The sequence below is a fragment of the Nocardiopsis endophytica genome, from assembly GCF_027706725.1.
GTDB lineage: Bacteria > Actinomycetota > Actinomycetes > Streptosporangiales > Streptosporangiaceae > Nocardiopsis_A > Nocardiopsis_A endophytica.
In genome coordinates this window covers 15,733-35,004 of sequence record NZ_JAQFWQ010000077.1, presented here as the reverse complement: position 1 = coordinate 35,004, position 19,272 = coordinate 15,733, and the positions used below count along the sequence as shown (strand labels likewise).

Annotated in this window: 17 protein-coding genes; 13 read left to right on the top strand and 4 right to left on the bottom strand. The window is 74.9% G+C overall.

Annotation, left to right across the window (positions count from 1 at the left end):
• The first annotated feature begins 192 nt into the window (after positions 1–192).
• On the top strand, positions 193–1,482 hold the full coding sequence (gene xseA, locus O4J56_RS22445; RefSeq protein WP_270688427.1) for an exodeoxyribonuclease VII large subunit: 1,290 nt from the start codon (positions 193–195) through the stop codon (positions 1,480–1,482).
• 5 nt (positions 1,483–1,487) lie between these two features.
• A complete protein-coding gene (locus tag O4J56_RS22440; protein WP_270688426.1) occupies positions 1,488–1,793 on the top strand; it encodes an exodeoxyribonuclease VII small subunit in 306 nt (101 codons plus the stop codon).
• Between the two features lie 624 nt (positions 1,794–2,417).
• On the opposite strand, the gene O4J56_RS22435 is transcribed toward O4J56_RS22440, so the two are convergent.
• From O4J56_RS22435 to O4J56_RS22425, 3 genes are all read right to left on the bottom strand, one after another.
• Positions 2,418–3,113: a class I SAM-dependent DNA methyltransferase gene (locus tag O4J56_RS22435; RefSeq protein ID WP_270688425.1), complete on the bottom strand. Its 696-nt coding sequence runs from the start codon at positions 3,111–3,113 to the stop codon at positions 2,418–2,420.
• 86 nt (positions 3,114–3,199) lie between these two features.
• A complete protein-coding gene (locus tag O4J56_RS22430) occupies positions 3,200–3,922 on the bottom strand; it encodes a DUF6542 domain-containing protein (RefSeq protein WP_408639161.1) in 723 nt (240 codons plus the stop codon).
• 32 nt (positions 3,923–3,954) lie between these two features.
• Positions 3,955–5,364 carry a DNA recombination protein RmuC gene (locus tag O4J56_RS22425; RefSeq protein WP_270688421.1) on the bottom strand — a complete coding sequence of 470 codons (1,410 nt, stop codon included), beginning with the start codon at positions 5,362–5,364 and terminating at the stop codon, positions 3,955–3,957.
• Positions 5,365–5,478: 114 nt separating this feature from the next.
• On the opposite strand from O4J56_RS22425, the gene O4J56_RS22420 reads away from it, so the two are divergent.
• On the top strand, positions 5,479–6,105 hold the full coding sequence (locus O4J56_RS22420; protein WP_270688419.1) for an ABC transporter ATP-binding protein: 627 nt from the start codon (positions 5,479–5,481) through the stop codon (positions 6,103–6,105).
• Complete coding sequence (locus O4J56_RS22415; RefSeq protein WP_270688418.1) at positions 6,102–7,661, top strand: hypothetical protein; 1,560 nt, start codon at positions 6,102–6,104, stop codon at positions 7,659–7,661. The genes O4J56_RS22420 and O4J56_RS22415 overlap by 4 nt, the downstream gene beginning before the upstream one ends.
• A gap of 30 nt (positions 7,662–7,691) precedes the next feature.
• Here the strand turns inward: O4J56_RS22415 and O4J56_RS22410 are convergent, their stop codons facing one another.
• A complete protein-coding gene (locus O4J56_RS22410; RefSeq protein ID WP_270688416.1) occupies positions 7,692–8,282 on the bottom strand; it encodes a TetR/AcrR family transcriptional regulator in 591 nt (196 codons plus the stop codon).
• 222 nt (positions 8,283–8,504) lie between these two features.
• Between O4J56_RS22410 and O4J56_RS22405 the strand changes: the two genes are divergently transcribed.
• From O4J56_RS22405 to O4J56_RS22365, 9 genes are all read left to right on the top strand, one after another.
• Positions 8,505–11,033 carry a glycoside hydrolase family 3 protein gene (locus O4J56_RS22405; protein ID WP_270688415.1) on the top strand — a complete coding sequence of 843 codons (2,529 nt, stop codon included), beginning with the start codon at positions 8,505–8,507 and terminating at the stop codon, positions 11,031–11,033.
• Positions 11,034–12,301: 1,268 nt separating this feature from the next.
• Entirely contained in the window at positions 12,302–13,063 is a 762-nt protein-coding gene (locus tag O4J56_RS22400) for a DeoR/GlpR family DNA-binding transcription regulator (RefSeq protein WP_270688413.1), read from the top strand.
• Positions 13,060–14,007 carry a 1-phosphofructokinase family hexose kinase gene (locus O4J56_RS22395; protein WP_270688411.1) on the top strand — a complete coding sequence of 316 codons (948 nt, stop codon included), beginning with the start codon at positions 13,060–13,062 and terminating at the stop codon, positions 14,005–14,007. Before O4J56_RS22400 ends, O4J56_RS22395 begins: the two co-directional genes overlap by 4 nt.
• 3 nt (positions 14,008–14,010) lie before the next feature.
• Positions 14,011–14,574 carry a PTS sugar transporter subunit IIA gene (locus O4J56_RS22390; RefSeq protein WP_270688409.1) on the top strand — a complete coding sequence of 188 codons (564 nt, stop codon included), beginning with the start codon at positions 14,011–14,013 and terminating at the stop codon, positions 14,572–14,574.
• The gene (locus O4J56_RS22385; RefSeq protein WP_270688407.1) at positions 14,571–16,085 is read left to right on the top strand and encodes a PTS fructose transporter subunit IIC; all 1,515 of its coding nucleotides are present in this window, start codon (positions 14,571–14,573) and stop codon (positions 16,083–16,085) included. Before O4J56_RS22390 ends, O4J56_RS22385 begins: the two co-directional genes overlap by 4 nt.
• A 78-nt stretch (positions 16,086–16,163) precedes the next feature.
• Positions 16,164–16,445, top strand: coding sequence for an HPr family phosphocarrier protein (locus O4J56_RS22380; protein ID WP_270688405.1), 282 nt, complete (start codon positions 16,164–16,166; stop codon positions 16,443–16,445).
• Positions 16,446–16,602: 157 nt separating this feature from the next.
• Positions 16,603–17,373: a sporulation protein gene (locus O4J56_RS22375; protein ID WP_270688403.1), complete on the top strand. Its 771-nt coding sequence runs from the start codon at positions 16,603–16,605 to the stop codon at positions 17,371–17,373.
• A gap of 129 nt (positions 17,374–17,502) precedes the next feature.
• Positions 17,503–18,276, top strand: coding sequence for a sporulation protein (locus O4J56_RS22370; RefSeq protein ID WP_270688401.1), 774 nt, complete (start codon positions 17,503–17,505; stop codon positions 18,274–18,276).
• 101 nt (positions 18,277–18,377) lie between these two features.
• The gene (locus O4J56_RS22365) at positions 18,378–19,172 is read left to right on the top strand and encodes a sporulation protein (protein WP_270688399.1); all 795 of its coding nucleotides are present in this window, start codon (positions 18,378–18,380) and stop codon (positions 19,170–19,172) included.
• The last annotated feature ends 100 nt before the right edge of the window (positions 19,173–19,272 follow it).

The window sequence follows — 19,272 nt, the reverse complement described above, 5'->3', positions numbered from 1 at the left end:
GGGGCGGCGTTCGGCGGCGGAGTCGGCGGGGCCGGACCCCTGCGGTCCGCCCGCCTATCCGCGCCGGCTCTAAGCCCGACTTCCCCGAGATCAACAAGGATGCGCCCGTCCCGGGATGCCCTGGAACCGCCCTGGCGCCGCCCCGGCTCGCCGCGAGGGGAACGGTCGGTGGGCTCCTCTAGGCTCTGACCCATGGGTATGGAGAGCACCCCCGAATCCCCGCAGCCGGTGCGCGTCGTCATGCAGGCCGTCGGCGGGTGGATCGGGCGCCTCGGCCGCATCTGGGTCGAGGGGCAGATCGCCGAGCTGAACCGCCGCGGCGGCACCGCCTTCATCACCCTGCGCGACCCGGTCGCGAACGTGTCGGCGCGCGTGGTGTGCCCCCTGCGGGTGCTGCAGGCCACCACGCCGGTGCCGGAGCCGGGCGCGCGGGTGGTCATCCACGCCAAGCCCGACTTCTACGTGGCGCGCGGGACCTTCTCCCTGCTGGCGCTGGAGATCCGGCATGTGGGGCTGGGCGAACTGCTCGCCCGGCTGGAGCAGCTCCGCAAGACCCTGGCCGCCGAGGGCGTCTTCGACGAGGCGCGCAAGCGCCCGCTGCCGTTCCTGCCGGGCACGGTGGGGCTGATCTGCGGGCGCGACTCGGCCGCCGAGCGCGACGTGCTGGAGAACGGCCGCCGCCGCTGGCCGGCCGTCCGGTTCGAGGTGCGCGAGGTGGCGGTGCAGGGCGACCGCGCGGTCGGCGAGGTGACCGAGGCGCTGAAGGAGCTGGACGGGCATCCCGGCGTCGACGTCGTCATCATCGCGCGCGGCGGCGGGAGCCTGGAGGACCTGCTGCCGTTCTCCGACGAGGCGATGGTGCGCGCGGTCGCGGCGGCGGGCACGCCGGTCGTGAGTGCGATCGGGCACGAGCAGGACACGCCGCTGCTGGACTTCGTGGCGGACGTGCGGGCGTCGACCCCGACGGACGCGGCGAAGAAGACCATCCCGGACGTGGGGGAGCAGCTGGAGCTCATCCGGGGGCTGCGGCACCGCGCGCGCCGCGTGATCGAGGGCGGCCTGGCGAGGGAGAAGGCGTGGCTGGACGGCATGCGCTCCCGGCCGGTGCTGGCCAACCCGGTGCAGGAGATGGACCGGCTGACCGAGCAGGTGATGGGCCTGCGCGACCGCGCGCGCAGGTGCGTGACGGTGTCGCTGGACAGGGCGGGCGACGACCTGAGGCACACGAGGGCGCGCTTGCACGCGCTGTCGCCCGCGACGACGCTGGCGCGCGGCTATGCGATCGTGCAGGGGCCGGACGGGGGAGTGGTCCGCTCGGCCGATGAGGTGTCCAAGGGCGATGAGCTGCGGCTGCGGTTCGCGGAGGACAGCCTGAAGGCGACCGCGGGCGACAAGTTGGACGGTGCTGACGGCACGGACGGCACGGATGGCGCTGACGGCTCAGGCGACGCGGACGGCGTGAACGAGACCGGGGACGAGTGAGGGACATGGCGAAGAAGAGCAGCACCGCCGAGGCCGCTGAGGCGGAGAACCCGGAGCAGACGGGGGCGGAAGAGGAGCCGGAACTCAGCTACGAAGAGGCCCGCGAGGAGCTGGACTCGGTCGTCCGCCGGTTGGAGTCCGGGGGGTTGACCCTTAAGGAGTCGCTGGCCCTGTGGGAGCGCGGCGAGCAGCTGGCGAAGACGTGCGAGCAGTGGCTTGAGGGCGCAAGGGCGAAGCTGGCAGTGGCCATGGAGGAGAACGCCCCCGAGGGCAACGGAAACGGCTCGGGCGAGGCGGACGCACCGTTCTAGACTCGCCTGAGGACAACTCAAGAGTGGTGCGCGGCGAGACGAGGACAAGAACGTTCCGCATTCGATTGCAAATGGGTAACGCCACGCGTCGTCCCAGGTGAGAAAGAGGTGCGCCCCGCGCCGCGGGGATGGACCGGACCATCCCCGCCCCACAGCGCTGGGCGATGGGTGCGCCCCGCACCGCGGGGATGGACCCGAAGAGCACGACGGCGAAGTACGGGTACGTACGTGCGCCCCGCACCGCGGGGATGGACCGGCGATGGTGTGGCGCTCGGCGCGGTGGGCGGCGTGCGCCTCGCAAACGCGGGGATGGACCACCGAGAACGGTCATGACCAACGTGAGGACGACACTCTTCCCTGCTGCGCGGGGGTGGGCCCAGCTTCCTGAATTGGTGCACGGTCAACTGGGCTCAGGTCGGGCCGACGTCCATGGCTCGCTTGTCCGCCTGGTCAGGCAGGCGGCTCGCCGCCTCCTGCGGCCACGGTCTCCGTGCCCCGCTCTGTCGGGGATGGACCCCCGGTGCCGTCTGGGAGTGTGATCGTAGGGTCTCTCCCCGCACAGGCGGGGCTGCCCTCGTTCCCGGCCGCGCCCCCAGCCCCCACCGGGGCCCTGGGCTGGCTACCTCACTTCTGCCAGGCGTACACCGCAGATACCGGGGTGCTCCGGAACTTCGCCCACTTCGGCTTCAGTTCCACCCACCGGTCGTCCACGACGCCCTCGTGCATCTCCCTCAGCTGCCACCCCGCGGCCACCGCCGCCTTCACGTGGTCGCTCACCAGGTGCAGGTGCGTCGCGATCGTGAACGAACGCCCCCGGGCATCCGTGTAGTGCGTCGGCATCCCCGTCGTGATCATGAACTGCGGGTGGAACGTCACCATCACCAGCCACCCGCCCGGCCGCGCCAGCCGCGCCGCCTCCGCGTACAGCGGGCCCACGTCCTCCAGGTGCTCGTCGATCAGCGACGAGATGACCAGGTCGTATGCCCCGCCCTCGAGCCCGCTGTCGGTCGCGTCCCCCACGCGGAGGCTCTCATGCGCCCCCTTCTCCTCCGCGATGGCCAGCATCTCCGGGGTCAGGTCCACCCCGTCGACACTCCGCGCCCCCTTCTCGCGCAGCCAGGCACCGGTCCTCCCCGTCCCGCAGCCCAGGTCCGCCGCGCGCCGCACCGACGCCCACTCCGGGCCGTTCAGGCGCTCCAGCAGGTCGATGTCCATCAGGTCCTCGACCGTGCCCTCATAGGTCTTCGCCCAGGCGCCGTAGCCGGTGGCCACGTCGACGGTCGGGTACCTGCGGGTGTCGAAATCGGAGAACGGGATCATGCGGGGCAGTCTGCCAGCGACCAGCCGAAGGCCGACACCGGTTTTCCATGATCGCTCCCGGTGGCCCGCCCCGACGACGGCGCGGTTCAGCCGCGCGGGCGGCGCCCGTTGAGCTCGTCGCTGAAGTCCCGCACGTTGGAGGGGAGCCCGCGGAACACCGAGATGATCAGCACCAGCGCGGTGCCGAGGAACAGCCACGGCGCGATGTCGGCGAGCCGTGTGCCCATGCCGAGCGCCAGCGCGCGCACGAAGCCGGTGCTGCCCAGCGTCAGCACGCATTCGGCCGCCACCGCCGCCGTGAAGTAGGCCAGCGGCGGGCTCACCGTCAGCCCCAGCAGGTCCGACGGCCGCACCAGCAGCGCCGCCAGGACGCAGGCCACCACGAACGCCGCCCCGTTGAGGAACCCCCACCCGGTGGCCTCGGCGGTCAGCGCCGCCGACAGGCTCGCCGCCATGATCACCAGGACGCCGCCGCGCCCGGTCAGCCGGATCCCGGCCGCCCCGGCCGCGGCCCCACCCGCAGCCCCGCCCGCCCCGGCGCCCGCCTTCGACTTCTGGGGCTTGTGAGGCCTCTGCGGCGCCTTCCGGGCCGCCTCCTGCCGCCTCTTGCGCTCAGGCGCCTCGCGGGCCTGCTTGCGGGGCCCCTGGGCGCGGGACGGCGCCCTCGCCTTTCCGCCCTTCGGCGTGGCCGTCTTCCCGGACGCCGACCGCGCGGCGGCCGGGTCGGTGCTTCCGCGCCGGCGGGACGGCGGAGGCACGAAGAAAGGGGCCCGAGGGTCCTCAGGCGACTCCGTGTTCCGCGTGGCCATGCCCGCACGCTCCCTTATATGACTCACAGTGTTCAGTGTGTCACTCGTGGTGAATAATCGTGCTCTTTCTCGGGGCCCGTGTCGGCCGCGTCTTCCGGGTCCGGGGGTGCGAAGGCGCCGCCGTACAGTTCGGCGTGGGCCGGGTCCGCGCCGTTTTCCGTCTCCTCCTGCCCGTTTCCGGGCAGCGCAACCTCCGGTTCCGGGTGAGGCGGATCCCCCGCGAGTTCGGCCGTCAGCTCGGCCGACGCCAGCGGGCGCGCCTGCTCCTCGACCCCGCGCGGCGCCTCCAGCTCCTCCTCCACCAGCCCCAGCCGCTCGAACCGCCGCGCCGTCACCAGGACCCGGCTCTCCAGCGACCCCACCGTCTGGTTGTACGAGGCCACCGCCCGGGACAGCGCGCGCCCCAGCCCGTCCACGTGGCCGCCCAGCGTCGCCAAGCGCGCGTGCAGCTGCTTGCCGAGCTCGAACACCTCGCGCGCGTTCTCGCTCAGCGCCTCCTGCTGCCACGCGTACTGCGCCGTCCTCAGCAGCGACACCAGCGTCGTCGGCGTCGCGATGTGCACCCTGCGCCCCATCGCGTACTCCAGCAGCCCCGGATCCTCCCCCAGGGCGGGCGCCAGGAACGCCTCCCCGGGGATGAACAGCACCACGAACTCAGGGGCCGGGTCGAACGCCCTCCAGTACGCCTTCCCGGAGAGCTGGTCGACGTGCGCCCTCAGGTGCCGGGCGTGCGCGCGCAGCCGTTCGGCCCGCACGTCCTCCTCGTCGGTCTCGGCCGCCTCCAGGTACGCCGCCAGGGACACCTTCGAGTCCACGACGATGTTCTTTCCCCCGGCCAGCCGCACCACCATGTCCGGCCGCTGCACCCCGTCGTCCGTGCGCACGCTCGCCTGCTCCTCGAAGTCGCAGTACGAGCTCATCCCGGCCATCTCGGCCACCCGCCGGAGCTGCATCTCGCCCCAGCGCCCGCGCGCCTCGGGGCGCCGCAGGGCGGTCACCAGCGCGCGCGTCTGGTCGCGCAGCCGGTCCGACCCCTCCCTGACGTACTCGACCTGCTTGGCCAGCTCGGCGTGGGCCGCCCTGCGCCCGGCGTCGGCCTCGCGCAGCTGCCCCTCCACCTTGGACAGCGCCTGCTGCAGCGGCTCGACCAGCCGCTCCACGGCCTGCCGCCGCTGCTCCATGTCCTGCCCGGCCTCGGCGCCCACCGCCCTGAGGCGCCCCTCCGCCAGCTCCAGGAAGCGCTGGTTGGTGTCGTCGAGCGCCTGCGCGGAGAGCGCGCGGAACTTGTCGGCGAGCTGCTCCTCGATGTAGGCGGCGCGCTCCTCGGCGGCCCGCGCGCGGGCGTGGGACTCGGCGGTGCGGCTGCGCGCCAGCATCCACCCCAAGGCCGCCCCGATGGCCAGTCCCACCAGAAGCACCAGGATCATCTCAAGGCCGTTCATGGCGGCCTATGTTCTCAATCCTCGGCGTCCGGGGCCTTTCCGCCACGCGCGGGATGCGTCAGGACATCGGCTGGGATGCGCCCCGGGGTCCCGCGTGCTGGCATGCTCGGAGCCGTGGAACCGGTACTCACAGCGGACGGTGTCGTACAGCGCTACGGCGGGCGGCGCGTCCTCGGGCCCATTGACCTGCGCCTGGAGGCGGGCGGCGGGCTCGCCGTGCGCGGCGCCAACGGCTCGGGCAAGTCGACGCTCGTCCGGATCGTCGCGGGGCGGGAAGCGCCCGACGAGGGCGGGGTGCGGGTGTGCGGGAAGCCTCCGCGCGAGGCCGACCTGGAGTTCCGCCGGGACGTGTTCGTCCTGGACGAGGCGGTCTTCTACCCCGACCTGACGGTGCGCGAGCACTTGGAGCTGGCCGCCATCGGCCACGGCGCCGGGGGCGGGGCCGCGGACCTCGTGGGCCGGGCCGTCGAGCGCTGCCGCCTCGCCGGGCACGCCGACATGGCGCCGGGACGGCTGTCCAAGGGGCTGCAGCAGCTCATGATGCTCGCCGGCCTCCTGGTCCGGCCGCCCGCACGGCTGGCGGTCCTCGACGAGCCCGAGCGGCACCTCGACGGGGACGCCCGCGACCTGCTGGCCGTCCTCGTGGAGGAGGCGCGGGAGCAGGGGACGGCCGTCCTGTTGGCCACCCACGACGACGCGCTCGCCGAGCGGGTCTGCGACGCGCGGACGGACCTGTCGTGAGCGCACAGCCGGCCCCGGCCCCACCCCCGGGCCCCGGCCCGGCCGCGACCCCGCCCCCGGCCGCCGCCGACGAGGTCGTCCGGCGCCTTCGCCGGGCCCGGCGGGCCGCCCGCGGCCGCTCGGAGGAGAGCACGGCCACCACGGTCTACATCGTCGTCTTCACCGCCCTCATGGCGGGGATGTCGTTCCTGTCCTGGCTGGACTCGACGCTCGCCGCCCCCGAGCCGCCCGCGTGGGCCGGACGCGTCGCCCCCGTGCTCCCGGAGGCGGTCGCGCTCGCGGTGCTCGCGGTCCTGTGGCTGTCCGTCCGCGACGCCCTGGTCCGCGGGCCGATCGCGGTCGAGCGCCCCATGGTCGACTGGCTCCTGGCGCTCCCCGTCCCGCGCCGCCCCCTGATGCGGCCGCTGATGCTCCGCGCGTACGCCGTCCGGGGCGCGGTGGGCGGGCTGTCCGGGCTGGCCGCCGCCGCGGTGATCGGGACGGTCGCGCTCGCCCCCGCGATCCTGGCCGGGGGCCTGATGGGTGTGGGCAGCGCCGCCGTCGGCGCGGTCGTCGTCCGCTTCCCGGAGAGCGCCCGGGTCCTGGCCTGGCTGGCGCCCTTCGCCCTGGCCGCGGCCGCCCTGCTGTTCGCCTCCGCGCTGGGGCCCTGGGACGCCCCGGTCGCGGCCCTGGCGGCGACCGGCCCGTGGGTCCTTCTCGGCCTGGCCGCGGCCGTGGTCGTCCCGGCGGCGGTGGCGGTCGAGCGCACGATGGGCGGCGTTTCCGCCGGCACCCTGCGCTCGCGCGCCGACATGCACGCCGCGATCCGCTACGGCCTCTGGCTCAGCGAGTCGACCTGGAGCCACGACATGCTGCGGGAGGGCGCCGGACGCGCCCCCTCGACCCGGTGGCGCCTGCGTCCGCCGTCGCGGCCCGGAGCCCTGGTGTTCTGGCGTGACGCGACCGGGCTGCTGCGGAACCCGATGGCGCCGGTGCGCTCGGCAGCCGCCGCGGCCCTGGCCGCCGTGGCCGTCGCCGCGGGGGCCGGGACGGAGCCCGCATTCCAGGCGGGTGCCGCGGTGGCCGCCGCGCTGCTGCTGTACGCCGCCGTCCGGCCGCTCCTCGTCGGGGCCGACTACACCGCCGCTGTTCCGCAGCGCCTCCTCCTGCTGCCGCACCGGCCCTCGGCGGCGGTGCTGCTGCACGGGGGCGTCCCGCTCGCCGTGCTGCTGCTGACGGCAGTGCCCGGCGTGGCGGCGGCCCTCCTGCTGGTGGGCGCGCGCGGCCTGGCCGTGGCGGCACTGCTGCCGGCCATCGTGGCCGGGGCCCTGGGCGGGGCGTTCCGCGGACGGCTCCCGGCCCACCTGTGGACGGGCTACGAGTCGCCGATGGGCAACTCCGCTCCGATCCAGGTCCTCATGTGGCACCTCCAGGGGCCGACGGCCGTCGTGCTCGCAGCCGCGCCGCCCCTGTCCGGGCTGCTGTCGGCGCCCGTCGCCGTGGGATGGACGGCGGCGGCGACCGTCCTGCTCGTCGCCTGGGCGGCGCGGAAGGGAAGGGCGTTCGCGGGGCGGTAGCCACCGGCCACCGCGCGGGGCCTTCGGACGTCAGTCCGCGTCGCTGGCGCGGGCCGCCAGGGTGTCGGCCAGAACCTGGACGAGCCGGGGCATGTCGACCGCCTCCGGGTCGTGCAGCCACTGCGTCTGCAGCCCGTCCATCGCGGCGATGAGCAGGGACGCCGCGTCACCGGGGGCGACCCCTGACGGCAGCCGGTCGCCGTGCTCGTCGCGCAGCCATTTCTCCAGGCGCACACGCAGCCGGTCGAACCGGTCGTGGAAGAACTCCTGCGCCGGGTGGCCCTCGGTGACCGATTCGGCGCTGAGCACCGTGTACACCTGCACGATGCCGCGCCGCTCGACGTTGCGGCGCACCACCTCCACCAGGTTGACGCGCCCGTCCCCGGCGGCGGCCGCGTCCATCTCGTCGCGCCGGTTGAGCAGGGCCACCAGCAGCGCCTGCTTGCTGGGGAAGTAGTGCAGCAGCCCTTGCTGGGTCAGCCCGGCCCGCTCGGCGACCTTGGCCAGCGACGTGCCGTTGTAGCCCCCGGCCGCGAACTCGTCCAGCGCGGCGTCCAGGATCGCGTCCCGCCGCCCGCCCGGCGCATAGCCGGGGCGCCGCCGTTCCCGCCCTGTTCCCATGACCTGAGTCCTCTCCGTCGCGCCTGCCGGCCGCCGCTGGCCGCCGGTGCCGTTCGCCGCCGACCGGCCGCCTGCCGCGGTGCCGCGAGGCTACCCCGGCGAGGGGTCTGGTGCGCGCCGGGGGCGCGGCCTACACTCGGCACCGTATCGTTCTACCGAGTACTCGGTAGGTGAACTGGGCCACGTCCGGGCCGACAGAGAACGCGACCGAAGGGGGCCGCCATGCCCGCACCCGCATCCGAACCCGACGGAGCCGACGAGCGAGAGGCCCAGGAGCGGCGGGCGCGCCGCGTCGACGAGGCGCTCGCCCGGCTCGACCTGGAGGGCAAGGTCCGCCTGCTCTCCGGCGCCTCCATGTGGGCGATCGCCCCCGCCCCCGAGATCGGCCTGGGTCGGCTGGTCATGTCCGACGGCCCGGTCGGCGTGCGCGGCGAGCGGTGGACGCCCGACGACCCCTCCGTCCAGCTCCCCAGCCCGACCGCCATCGCCGCCACCTGGGACCCGCACGTGGTGCGGCGCGCCGGGCACCTGCTCGCCCAGGAGGCCCGCCGCAAGGGCGTGCACGTCCTCCTCGCCCCCACCGTCAACATGCACCGCAGCCCGCTCGGCGGCCGCCACTTCGAGTGCTACTCCGAGGACCCCCGCCTGACCGGGGTGATCGGCGCCGCCTACGTGCAGGGCGTGCAGGAGGGCGGCGTCGGCACCACCGTCAAGCACTTCGTCGCCAACGACGCCGAGACCGACCGCTTCACCGTCGACAACCGCGTCAGCGAGCGCGCGCTCCGCGAGACCTACCTGGCGCCCTTCGAGCACATCGTCGCCGACGCCCGCCCCTGGGGCGTGATGGCCGCCTACAACAAGGTCAACGGCACCACGATGACCGAGCACCAGCAGCTCAACGCCGTGCTGCGGGACGAGTTCGGCTTCGACGGGTTCATCGTGTCGGACTGGACGGCCGCCCGGGACACCGTGGGCGACGCCCTCGCCGGGCTCGACGCGGCGATGCCGGGCCCCGACACGGTCTACGGCGCGAAGCTGGTCGCCGCCGTCCGGGACGGGCGCGTGCCGGAGGCGGCCGTCGACGCCATGGCGCGGCGGATGCTCCTGCTCGCCGCGCGCGTAGGGCTGCTCGACGGCGCCGACCCCATCGTGCCGGAGGAGGCACTGCCCGAGCCCTTGGACGGGCGCGCCATCGCCCGCGAGGTTGCCACGCGATCCTTCGTCCTCCTCCGCAACGAGGGCCGTGCCCTGCCCCTGGACGTGGGCCGAGCCGGAGGCGAGGGCCAGGGTGGAAGCATCCGCAAGGTGGCGCTGATCGGCCTCGCCGCGTCCGAGGCGCGCACCAGCGGAGGCGGCAGCGCCACCGTCTTCGCCGAGCGGACCGTCACGCCCTTGGAAGGGCTCCGCGACGCCCTCCCCGAGGGCGTGGAGCTGACCTACAGCGTCGGCGCCGACCCGAGGGAGAACCACCCGCCCCTTCCCGGGCCGCTGACCGCCGCCTTCTACGACACCGACGGCGTGCAGGTCGCGTCCGAACCCCTCGCCGACGGCACGGCGCGCTGGATCGGCGAACTCCCCGAAGGCGTCGTGCCGGGGGAGCTGTCCAAGGTCGTCGCCTCGGGAACGTTCACGCCGGCCACCTCGGGGACGCACACCTTCGCCGTCGCGGGCATCGGCCGGTTCGTCCTCACCGTCGGGGGCGAGACGCTCTTCGACGGGACGATCGAGCCCGAGGGCGCCGACCCCGCGACCGCCTTCCTGCACCCGCCCCAGAGGGAGGCCACCGCGGAACTGGTGGCGGGCGAGCAGGTCCACGTGGAGGTCACCCTCCACACCACCGGCCAGGCGATGGGCGACTTCGCCTTCATCGGGTTCAGCCTCAACCACGGCGACCCGACGGCCGACGACGACACCCTCATCGCCGAGGCGGTCGCCGCGGCGGCCGACGCCGATGTCGCCGTCGTCATCGCCGCGACCACCGAGGACGTGGAGTCCGAGGGCTTCGACCGCACCACGCTGGCGCTGCCCGGCCGCCAGGACGAGCTGGTCGCGCGCGTGGCCGAGGCCGCTCCGCGCACGGTGGCCGTGGTCAACGCGGGCTCCCCGGTGCTCATGCCGTGGCGTGAGGACGTCGACGCGGTGCTGCTCACCTGGTTCGGCGGGCAGGAGCTGGGGGCGGCCCTGGCCGACGTGCTGCTGGGGGAGCGGGAGCCGGGCGGGCGCCTGCCCACCACCTGGCCCGCGGAGGAGAAGGACGTGCCGGTGTGGGACGTCGTGCCGACCGACGGGAACCTGGACTACGACGAGGGCGTGTTCATCGGCTACCGGGCCTGGGAGCGCGCGGGGACGGCGCCCGCGTACTGGTTCGGGCACGGCCTGACGTACACGGACTGGGCCTACGACGACGTCGAGGTCGAGGCGGCCGGGAGCGGCGACTCTGGCCTGGCCCGGGTGCGCGTGCGCGTGACCAATGCGGGTGAGCGCACGGGGCGCGAGGTCGTGCAGGTGTACCTGGCCCCGCATGAGCCGGGAGACCGTCCGGCCCGCTGGCTGGCGGGCTTCGCGACGGTACAGGCGGGCCCGGGGGAGACGGCCGAGGCGCTGCTGACGGTCCCCAAGCGCGCGGCGGAGGTGTGGGACGAGGAGGCTCACGCGTGGCGTCTCGTCCCAGGAACGTACGACGTCCTCGTGGGCCGCTCCTACGCCGACACACGGCTGTCAGCGACCGTCGAGGCAGAGGCGGACGCGTAGGCCCGTCCCGCAGTCCCCGGCCCGACGGCGGGCCGCCGTCGGACCGCCGGCGGACCGCCGGGGGGCCGACGGGGTGCGAGGCGGAGGGCAGCGACGAGGAATGGTCCGCGGCCCTCAAGGCAGCGCTGTCGGCCACCCGGTGTGTGCGTGGTCACCGCTGATGGCGGCGACGGCGACAGCCGGGCGGTTCCCCGACCCCATCTGCCGTCCGTCCGGTCGCCGGCGGTCCGGGCGGCGGCGCGGCGGGCAGGGTGCGCGGTCGCCCGCGCTCGTGGCGGCCACCACCCCGGTGCCCCCTCGCCCCCTCCGCGTTGATCTCGGGAAAAACGCCCCTACCAGGGCGGTTTTAGCGTCGCTTCTCCCGAGATCATCGAGGGGGCGGCGGGTCGGGGGCGCACTGGTGTTGATCTCGGGGAAGTCGGGCTTATCGTGTCCGGTTTAACCCCGAGTTCCCCGAGATCATCGCGGAGGGGGCCGCCCGGGCGGCATATACCGGGCATAACAGACAGCCGGAGAGGGGCCGGGCATCCTGTGTCGTGGAATCGACGCTTTTTGGCTGATCAGGCGTCGGTTTCACGACGCAGGATGCCCCTGCACCCCTTCGCCCGCCCCCTTGGCGATGATCTCGACGAAGGTGCTGTCATTCCGGCGGTTTTGACAGCACTCCTGTCGAGATCATCGCCGGGAAGGGGCGCACCGGGGCGGCGGCCGCCACGAACGCGGGCGACCACGCACCCTGCCCACCGCGCCGCCCGCCCGGACCAAGAGCAACCCGCCGGACGGCAAGCAGTGCCTGGGAACCGCCCCGCTTTCGCCGTCGCCGCCCTCTCCGGTGACCACCCGCACGCGCTGCGCCCGACAGCGCTGCGGCGCGGGCCGCCGACCTCTCCTCGTCGCCGCCATCCACCCCACACTCCGACGGCCCACCGCCCGGCCGGGGGCCGCGAGCGGGGGACCTGCTCAGCCGTCGCCGCCGAATGCGGCGGCCGCGCATGTGTCGGGTGTCCGGGTCCCCTCGCGCTTAACTCTCCCCCGAGGGTGCGAGCCCCCGTGCCTGCCCGGCTCTGCCCGTGCCTACCCGCGCCTACCCGTGCCCGCCCGGCTCTGCCCGTGCCCGCCCGGCTCTGTCCGCTTCCGTTCCCCTCGCCGACGCCGAACGCGCCCTCACCTGCGGTGATCTTTCGATCCGCGGTGAAGTCGCTCTTGTGTTCATGTGGGAGTCATGCTTAAACTCACAGATAACCACATAGAAACACAGGAGAAACCACATGTACGGGGAAGAGCGGCGCCGGGCGATCCTGGAGCGTGCCCGGGAGGACGGGCGGGTGGAGGTCGCCGCGCTCGCCGAGGAGTTCGACGTCACCCACGAGACGGTGCGGCGCGACCTGACCGCCCTGGAGCGCTCCGGTGCCGTCCGGCGGGTGCACGGCGGCGCCATCCCCATCGAGCGCATCGGCTTCGAGCCCGCCCTCCCCCAGCGCGACACCCTCATGGCCGCCGAGAAGGACCGCATCGCCGAGGCCGCGCTCGCCGAACTCCCCGACGAGGGCACGGTGCTGCTCGACGCAGGGTCCACCACCCGCCGCCTCGCCGAGCGCCTCCCCCCGGGCCGCGAGCTCACCGTCGTCACCAACTCCCTGCCCATCGCCGCGCTGGTCTCCGGCCGCCCCGGCATCACCCCCCTGCTCATCGGCGGCCGGGTGCGCCCGCGCACCCAGGCGGCCGTGGGCGGGTGGGCCCTGCGGGTGCTGGAGGAGGTCTACGTCGACGCCGCCTTCATCGCCACCAACGGCGTCTCCGCCGAGCGCGGCCTGACCACCCCCGACACCTCCGAGGCCGAGGCCAAGCGCCGGATGGTGCGCGCCGCCCGCCGCGTCGTCCTGCTGGCCGACCACACCAAGGTGGGCGACGACCGCTTCGTCCGCTTCGCCGACCTCGCCGACGTCGACTGCCTGGTCACCGACTCCGGCCTCGACCCCCGCCTGGCCGACGAGCTGGGCGCCGCCGGGCCGCGGGTGGTGCTCGCATGATCGCCACCGTCACCGCCAACCCCAGCGTCGACCGCACGCTGGAGGTCGACGCGCTCGTCCCCGGCGAGGTGCTGCGCGCCCGCGGGTGGGCCACCGACCCCGGCGGCAAGGGCGTGAACGTCTCCCGCGCCCTGCACCGCAACGGCCTGGACACCACCGCCCTGCTCCCGCTCGGCGGCGCCCCCGGCCGCGAGCTCGCCGCGCTCCTGGCCGAGCACGGCGTCCCCTGCGAGCGGGTCGACGTGGCCGCACCCACCCGCAGCAACGTCACCCTCACCGACGCCGCCGGGACCACCACCAAGGTCAACATGCCCGGGGCGCCGCTCACCCCCGGTGAGACCGCCGCCCTGCTGGACGCCGCCGAGGCGCTGCTGGCCTCGGGCCCGCGCTGGCTGGTGGCGGCCGGGAGCCTCCCCGAGGGCGCCCCCGACGACCTGTACGCCCTGCTGGCCCGCGCCGCCGCCCGGTACGGCGTCCCCGTCGCGGTGGACACCTCCGGCCCCGCCCTGCGCGCCGCCGTCGAGGGCGGCGGCGTCGACCTCCTCAAGCCCAACGAGGCCGAACTGGCCGAGCTGGTCGGCGAGGAGCTGTCCACCGTCGGCGACGCGGTGGCCGCCGCGCGCCGCGCCCTGGCCCCCGGGAACGGCGCGGTGCTGCTCACCCTGGGGCGGCACGGCGCCCTGCTGGTCGACCAGGGCGGCGCCGCCTGGGCGGGCGGCCCGGCGCTCGCCCCGCGCAGCAGCGTGGGCGCCGGCGACTGCGCCCTCGCCGGGTACCTGGCCGCCTCCGGCCCACCGCACGAGCGGCTGGCCGCCGCCGTCGCCTGGGGCCGCGCCGCCGCGGCGCTGCCCGGAAGCACCGTCCCCGGACCCGGCGACGTGCACCCGGAGCAGGTGCACGTCGTCCCCGATCCCGCACCCGAACTGCTCATCAAGGAGCTGTGAGCCATGGCGCTGTTCCGCAGGCGAACCCCTGCTTCCGAGGCCGCCGCGTCCGACCCGGCCGCGCCCGGGGCCACCGGGTCCGGGGCCACTGAACCGGCGGCCGGGTCCGAGGGCGCACCGCCGCTCGCCACCGCGGCCACCGTCCGCACCGGCATGCGCCCCGCCGACCGCGACGCGGCGGTGCGCGAGCTCGCCGCCGCCCTGCACGCCGCCGGGCGCGTCACCGACCTGGAGGGCTTCCTGGCCGACGTCGCCGCGCGCGAGGCCCAGATGCCCACCGGCATGCCCGGCCGGGTCGGCCTCCCGCACGCCCGGTCCGCCCACGTCACCGCTCCCGCCCTGGCCGTCGGCACCGTCCCCGGCGGCGTCGACTGGGGCGGGCCCGACGGGGACGCCGTCCTCGTCTTCCTCATCGCCGCCCCTGAGGGCGGCGGCGAGGCCCACATGACCATCCTCGCCTCCCTGGCCCGGCGCCTCATGCACGCGGAGTTCCGCGATGCGCTCCTCCAGGCGCCGGACGCCGCCGCGGTGGCCGAGATCGTGAACAGGGAGGTGTCGGCGCCATGAGATTCGTCGCCGTCACGTCGTGCCCCACGGGCATCGCCCACACCTACATGGCCGCCGAGGCCCTGGAGCAGGCCGCCGCCCGCGCCGGGCACGAGATCCAGGTGGAGACCCAGGGCGCGGCGGGCTCCCCGCCGCTGTCGGCGGAGGACATCGCCGCCGCCGACGCCGTGGTCTTCGCCGCCGACCTGGAGGTCCGCGACAAGGACCGGTTCGCGGGCAAGCCCTTCGTCGACGTCGGCGTCAAGGCGCCGATCAGCGACGCCGACGCGGTCCTGGAGCGCGCGGCCGCCGCCGCGCGCGAGGCCCCGGCCCCCGCGGAGGCGACCGCCGCGGCCGCCTCCGGCGCGGACCCGGTGGGCGGCTCCGCCCCCGCGCCGGCCACCAAGGTCGAGTCCGGCGCCGGGATCGGCACCCGCGTCCGCCAGTGGCTGATGACCGGCGTGTCGTACATGATCCCGTTCGTGGCGGCCGGGGGCATCCTCATCGCCCTGGCCTTCATGATCGGCGGCTACGACATCGCCGACGCCCAGCCCGCCGACGTCGTCGAGGGCTTCGACCCGCTGTCCGCGACCGAGTGGGGCGCCCTGCTCTTCCTCACCGGCTCGGCGGTGTTCGGATTCCTGGTGCCCGTCCTGGCCGGGTTCATCGCCTTCGCCATCGCCGACCGCCCCGGCCTGGTGCCCGGCTTCCTCGGCGGCGCCGCCGCCGTCACCGTCGGCGCCGGGTTCCTCGGCGGCCTGGTGGCGGGCTTCCTGGCCGGGTTCGTGGCCCTGGGCCTGACCCGGCTCAAGGTGCCCTCCGCGATCCGCAGCATCATGCCGGTCGTGGTCACCCCGCTGGTGGCCTCGTTCGTCACCGGCCTGGCGATGTTCGTCGTGCTGGGCCGCCCGCTGGCGGCGCTCATGGGCGGGCTGACCGACTGGCTCGGCTCGCTGACCGGCGGCAGCCTCCTGCTGCTGGGGGCGCTGCTGGGCGCCATGATGGCCTTCGACATGGGTGGGCCGCTGAACAAGACCGCCTACACCTTCGCCACCGCCGGGCTGACCGCCGTCGGCGCGGGCGCCTCCGGGGCGCACGTGGAGTTCACCGTCATGGCGGCGGTGATGGCCGCCGGTATGACGCCGCCGCTCGGGCTGGCCCTGGCCACGGTGGTGCGCCGGAAGGCGTTCACCACGGCCGAGCGGGAGAACGGCAAGGCGGCCTGGGTGCTGGGCGCGTCCTTCATCACCGAGGGCGCCATCCCCTTCGCCGCCGCCGACCCGCTGCGCGTCATCCCCGCCATCATGGCCGGATCGGCCGTGACCGGCGCGCTGACCGCCGGGTTCGGCGCCACCCTGCGGGCGCCGCACGGCGGCATCTGGGTGACGCCGCTGATCGGCCACCCGCTGCTGTTCCTGGCCGCGCTGGCGGTCGGAACGGTGCTGACCGCGGGCGCGGTGCTGGCGCTGAAGGGCGTCGGCCGCCGGGAGAAGGCGCCGGCCGCCGAGCCCGCCCAGGCGGCCGCGGCCTGAGCCCGGCCGGTGTCCCGGCCCCGACCCGCGCAACCCCCCTTGCCGTCCCTGCCCACCGATGTCCCGAAGGAGACCCCAATGCCCAGCACCGACGTCACCATCGGCTCCGCCGTCGGCCTGCACGCCCGCCCCGCGAGCCTGTTCGTGCAGGCGGCCACCGCCACCGGCCTGCCCGTGACCATCGCCAAGGAGGGCGCCGCCCCCGTCGACGCCCGCAGCCTGCTGGCGGTCATGTCGTTGGGCGCCCGCCACGGCGACACGGTCACGCTCGCCGCCGAGGGCGAGGGCGCGGAGTCGGCCGTCGACGAGCTGTCCACGATGCTCGCGAGCGACCTGGACGCCGAGGGCGCGTCCGCCTGACGCGCGGGACCTCCCCTTCCCGCGCGCCGGAACGGGCCCGGACGGACCTCCGTCCGGGCCCGTTCCGCTGTTTCTCCTGCGGCACCCCGGGGCGGAACCCCCCGCCCCCCGGCGGCGTCCTATGGCACGGTCATCCCCCTCCGAAAGGCCGGCGTCCATGGTGGTCAAGCGTGTTCTCTCGCGGGCGGGACTCGTCGATCCGGTGAAGGTCGACCTCGTGCTCGACCCGCCCGACACCTACCCCGGCGCGCCCGCCCGGGGCCGCATCGAACTCGTCGGCGGGCAGGCCGAGGCCCGCGTCACCGTCGTGGACCTGCGGATGCGCACCCGCGTCTGGAAGGTCGACGCCGAGGGCGACAGGGTCCTCGTCTCCGAGGTGTGGGGCACCTACGGGGTGGGCGGGGACTTCACCCTCGCGCCCCGGGAGGAGCGCACCGTCCCGTTCACGTTCCCGCTGCCCCTCCAGGCGTCGCTGACCCGCGCCTGGGGCGCGCCGCTGCCGAAGGCCGAGTTCAGCCTCGTCGCCCGCGCCCGGCTCGCCTGGTCCCTGGACGCCACCGACACCGCGGACCTGCACGTGCACCCGCTGCCGGTGCAGCAGGCCGTCCTGGACACCCTCCACGGCCTCGGGCTGCGCCCGTCCAACGCCGAGGCCGCGCGCGGCACCGCGGACAGCAGGATCCAGGAGCTGGACTTCCACCAGGTCCTGGAATTCGCGCCCGGCCCCGGGTGCGCCGTCGACGCCAAGAAGGTCGAGCTGATCCTCCTGCCCGGCCCCGACTGGACCGGGGTGTACCTGAAGGTCCGCAGGGGCGGCCTGCTGCCGGGCAGGAAGGAGTCGCTGCGCATCGACCTCCCGCCCGCCGGCCCCATCGACCCGCACACCGCGCAGCGCATCTCCGCGCTCGTGCGCGACGCCCTCGTCTGACCCCGGCCCCGAACCGCACCGGCCCCCGAACCGCATCCGCCTCAGAGGCCGCATCCGGCCCCTGCGGAACTCCGTGCCCGGACGGGGAGTCCCACCTGCGCCGAACCCCGAGCTCCCGTAAGGACGCCCATGGCCTACATGTACCTCCCCGCCTCGCCCGGCATCGGTGCTCCCCGCGTCGAGACCGTCCTCCCCAACCCGCACGTGCGCCCGGGCGAACCGGTCCAGGGCCACGTGGACCTGGTGGGCGGCGCGGCCCCGGCCCACATCGGCCGCGTCCTCCTGGGCATGCGCACCCGCGTGGAGGCGGAGGCCCACGGCAGGGAGTACAAGGCGCCCGTGGACACGGCCACCGTCCACCTGGGCGGGCCGTTCGTGCTCGGCCCCGGCGAGCACCGCCGGATCCCGTTCACCTACCCGCTGAGCATCCAGGCGCCGCTCACCTTCGCCTGGGGACACCCCCTGTACGGCAGCGAGCTGGGCCTGAGCACGTTCGTCGAGATCGGCGGCGCCGTCTCGGCCACCGACCTGGACCCGCTGGCCGTGCACCCGCTCCCGGCCCAGCAGGCCGTCCTCGACGCGGTGGTGGGACTGGGCTTCTCGCTCATCCAGACCGACATGGAGCACGGCCGCATCTCGGGCGTGCACCACGAGATGCCCTACCACCAGGAGTTCGAGTTCCGCCCCGGCCCGAACTACATGAGCCGGATGGAGGAGCTGGAGCTGGCGTTCGTCGCCGCCCCGCTGGGCGTGCTGGTGGTGTTGGAGGCCGACAAGCGCGGCAGCCTGCTCACCGAGGGCGTGGACCGCCTCGGGGGCTTCCAGATCCCGCAGCAGGCCGCCGACTACCGCCCGCAGGTCCAGCACCAGATCGAAACGCTGCTGCGGGGCCGTCGGCTCTGACGGGTGGGGCCGGCCCCGGCCCGGACCGGCCCGACGGGAACTCTGCGCCCCGACCGGGCGTCCCACCGACGCGAACACCTGATCTCCCCGAAAGGACCCCCATGGTCTTCAAACGCCTCCTCGCCTCCGTCGGCATCGGCGGTCCCAGCATCGACACCGTCCTCACCGACGCGAACGTGCGGCCCGGGGGGCAGGTCCAGGGCCACATCGACCTGGAGGGCGGCGAGGTCGAGTCCCACATCAACCACATCGCCCTGGAGCTGCGCACCCGTGCCGAGGTGGAGACCAACGACGGCGAGGCCAAGACCAACGTGGACGCGGCGGCCGTCCAGCTGAGCGGGCCGTTCGTGCTCGGCCCCGGCCAGCGCCACCGCATCCCGTTCTCCTACCCGGTGAGCATCCAGGCGCCGCTCACCTTCGCCTGGGGGCGGTCCCTGCCCGGCAGCGAGCTGGGCCTGCGCACGGACCTCGACATCGGCGGCGCCGTCGACGCGACCGACCTGGACCCGCTGGCCGTGCACCCGCTCCCGGCCCAGCAGGCCGTCCTCGACGCGATCGCGGGCCTGGGCTTCTCGCTGATCCGCAGCGATGTGGAGCGCGGCCGCATCCGCGGCGCCCGCCAGGAGCTGCCCTACTACCAGGAGATCGAGTTCCGCCCCGGCCCGGACTACGCGGGCAGGATGAAGGAGCTGGAGCTGTCGTTCGTCGCCGACGCCGAGGGCGTGCTGGTGGTCCTGGAGGCCGACAAGCGCGGCGGCCTGCTGACCGAGGGTGTGGACCGCGTCGGCGGCTTCCGCATCCCGCACCAGGGGGGCGACGTCGGCGCGAAGGTCAAGCAGCAGATCGACAAGCTCGTGCAGCGCCGCTCGGGCCTGATGGGCGACCTGTTCGGCTGACGGTCGGCCCCCCGGCGATGATCTCGACGATCGCGCTGTCACGACCGCGGTCGTGACAGCGTTCCTGTCGAGATCATCGCCGGGGCACCGCCTTCAGACG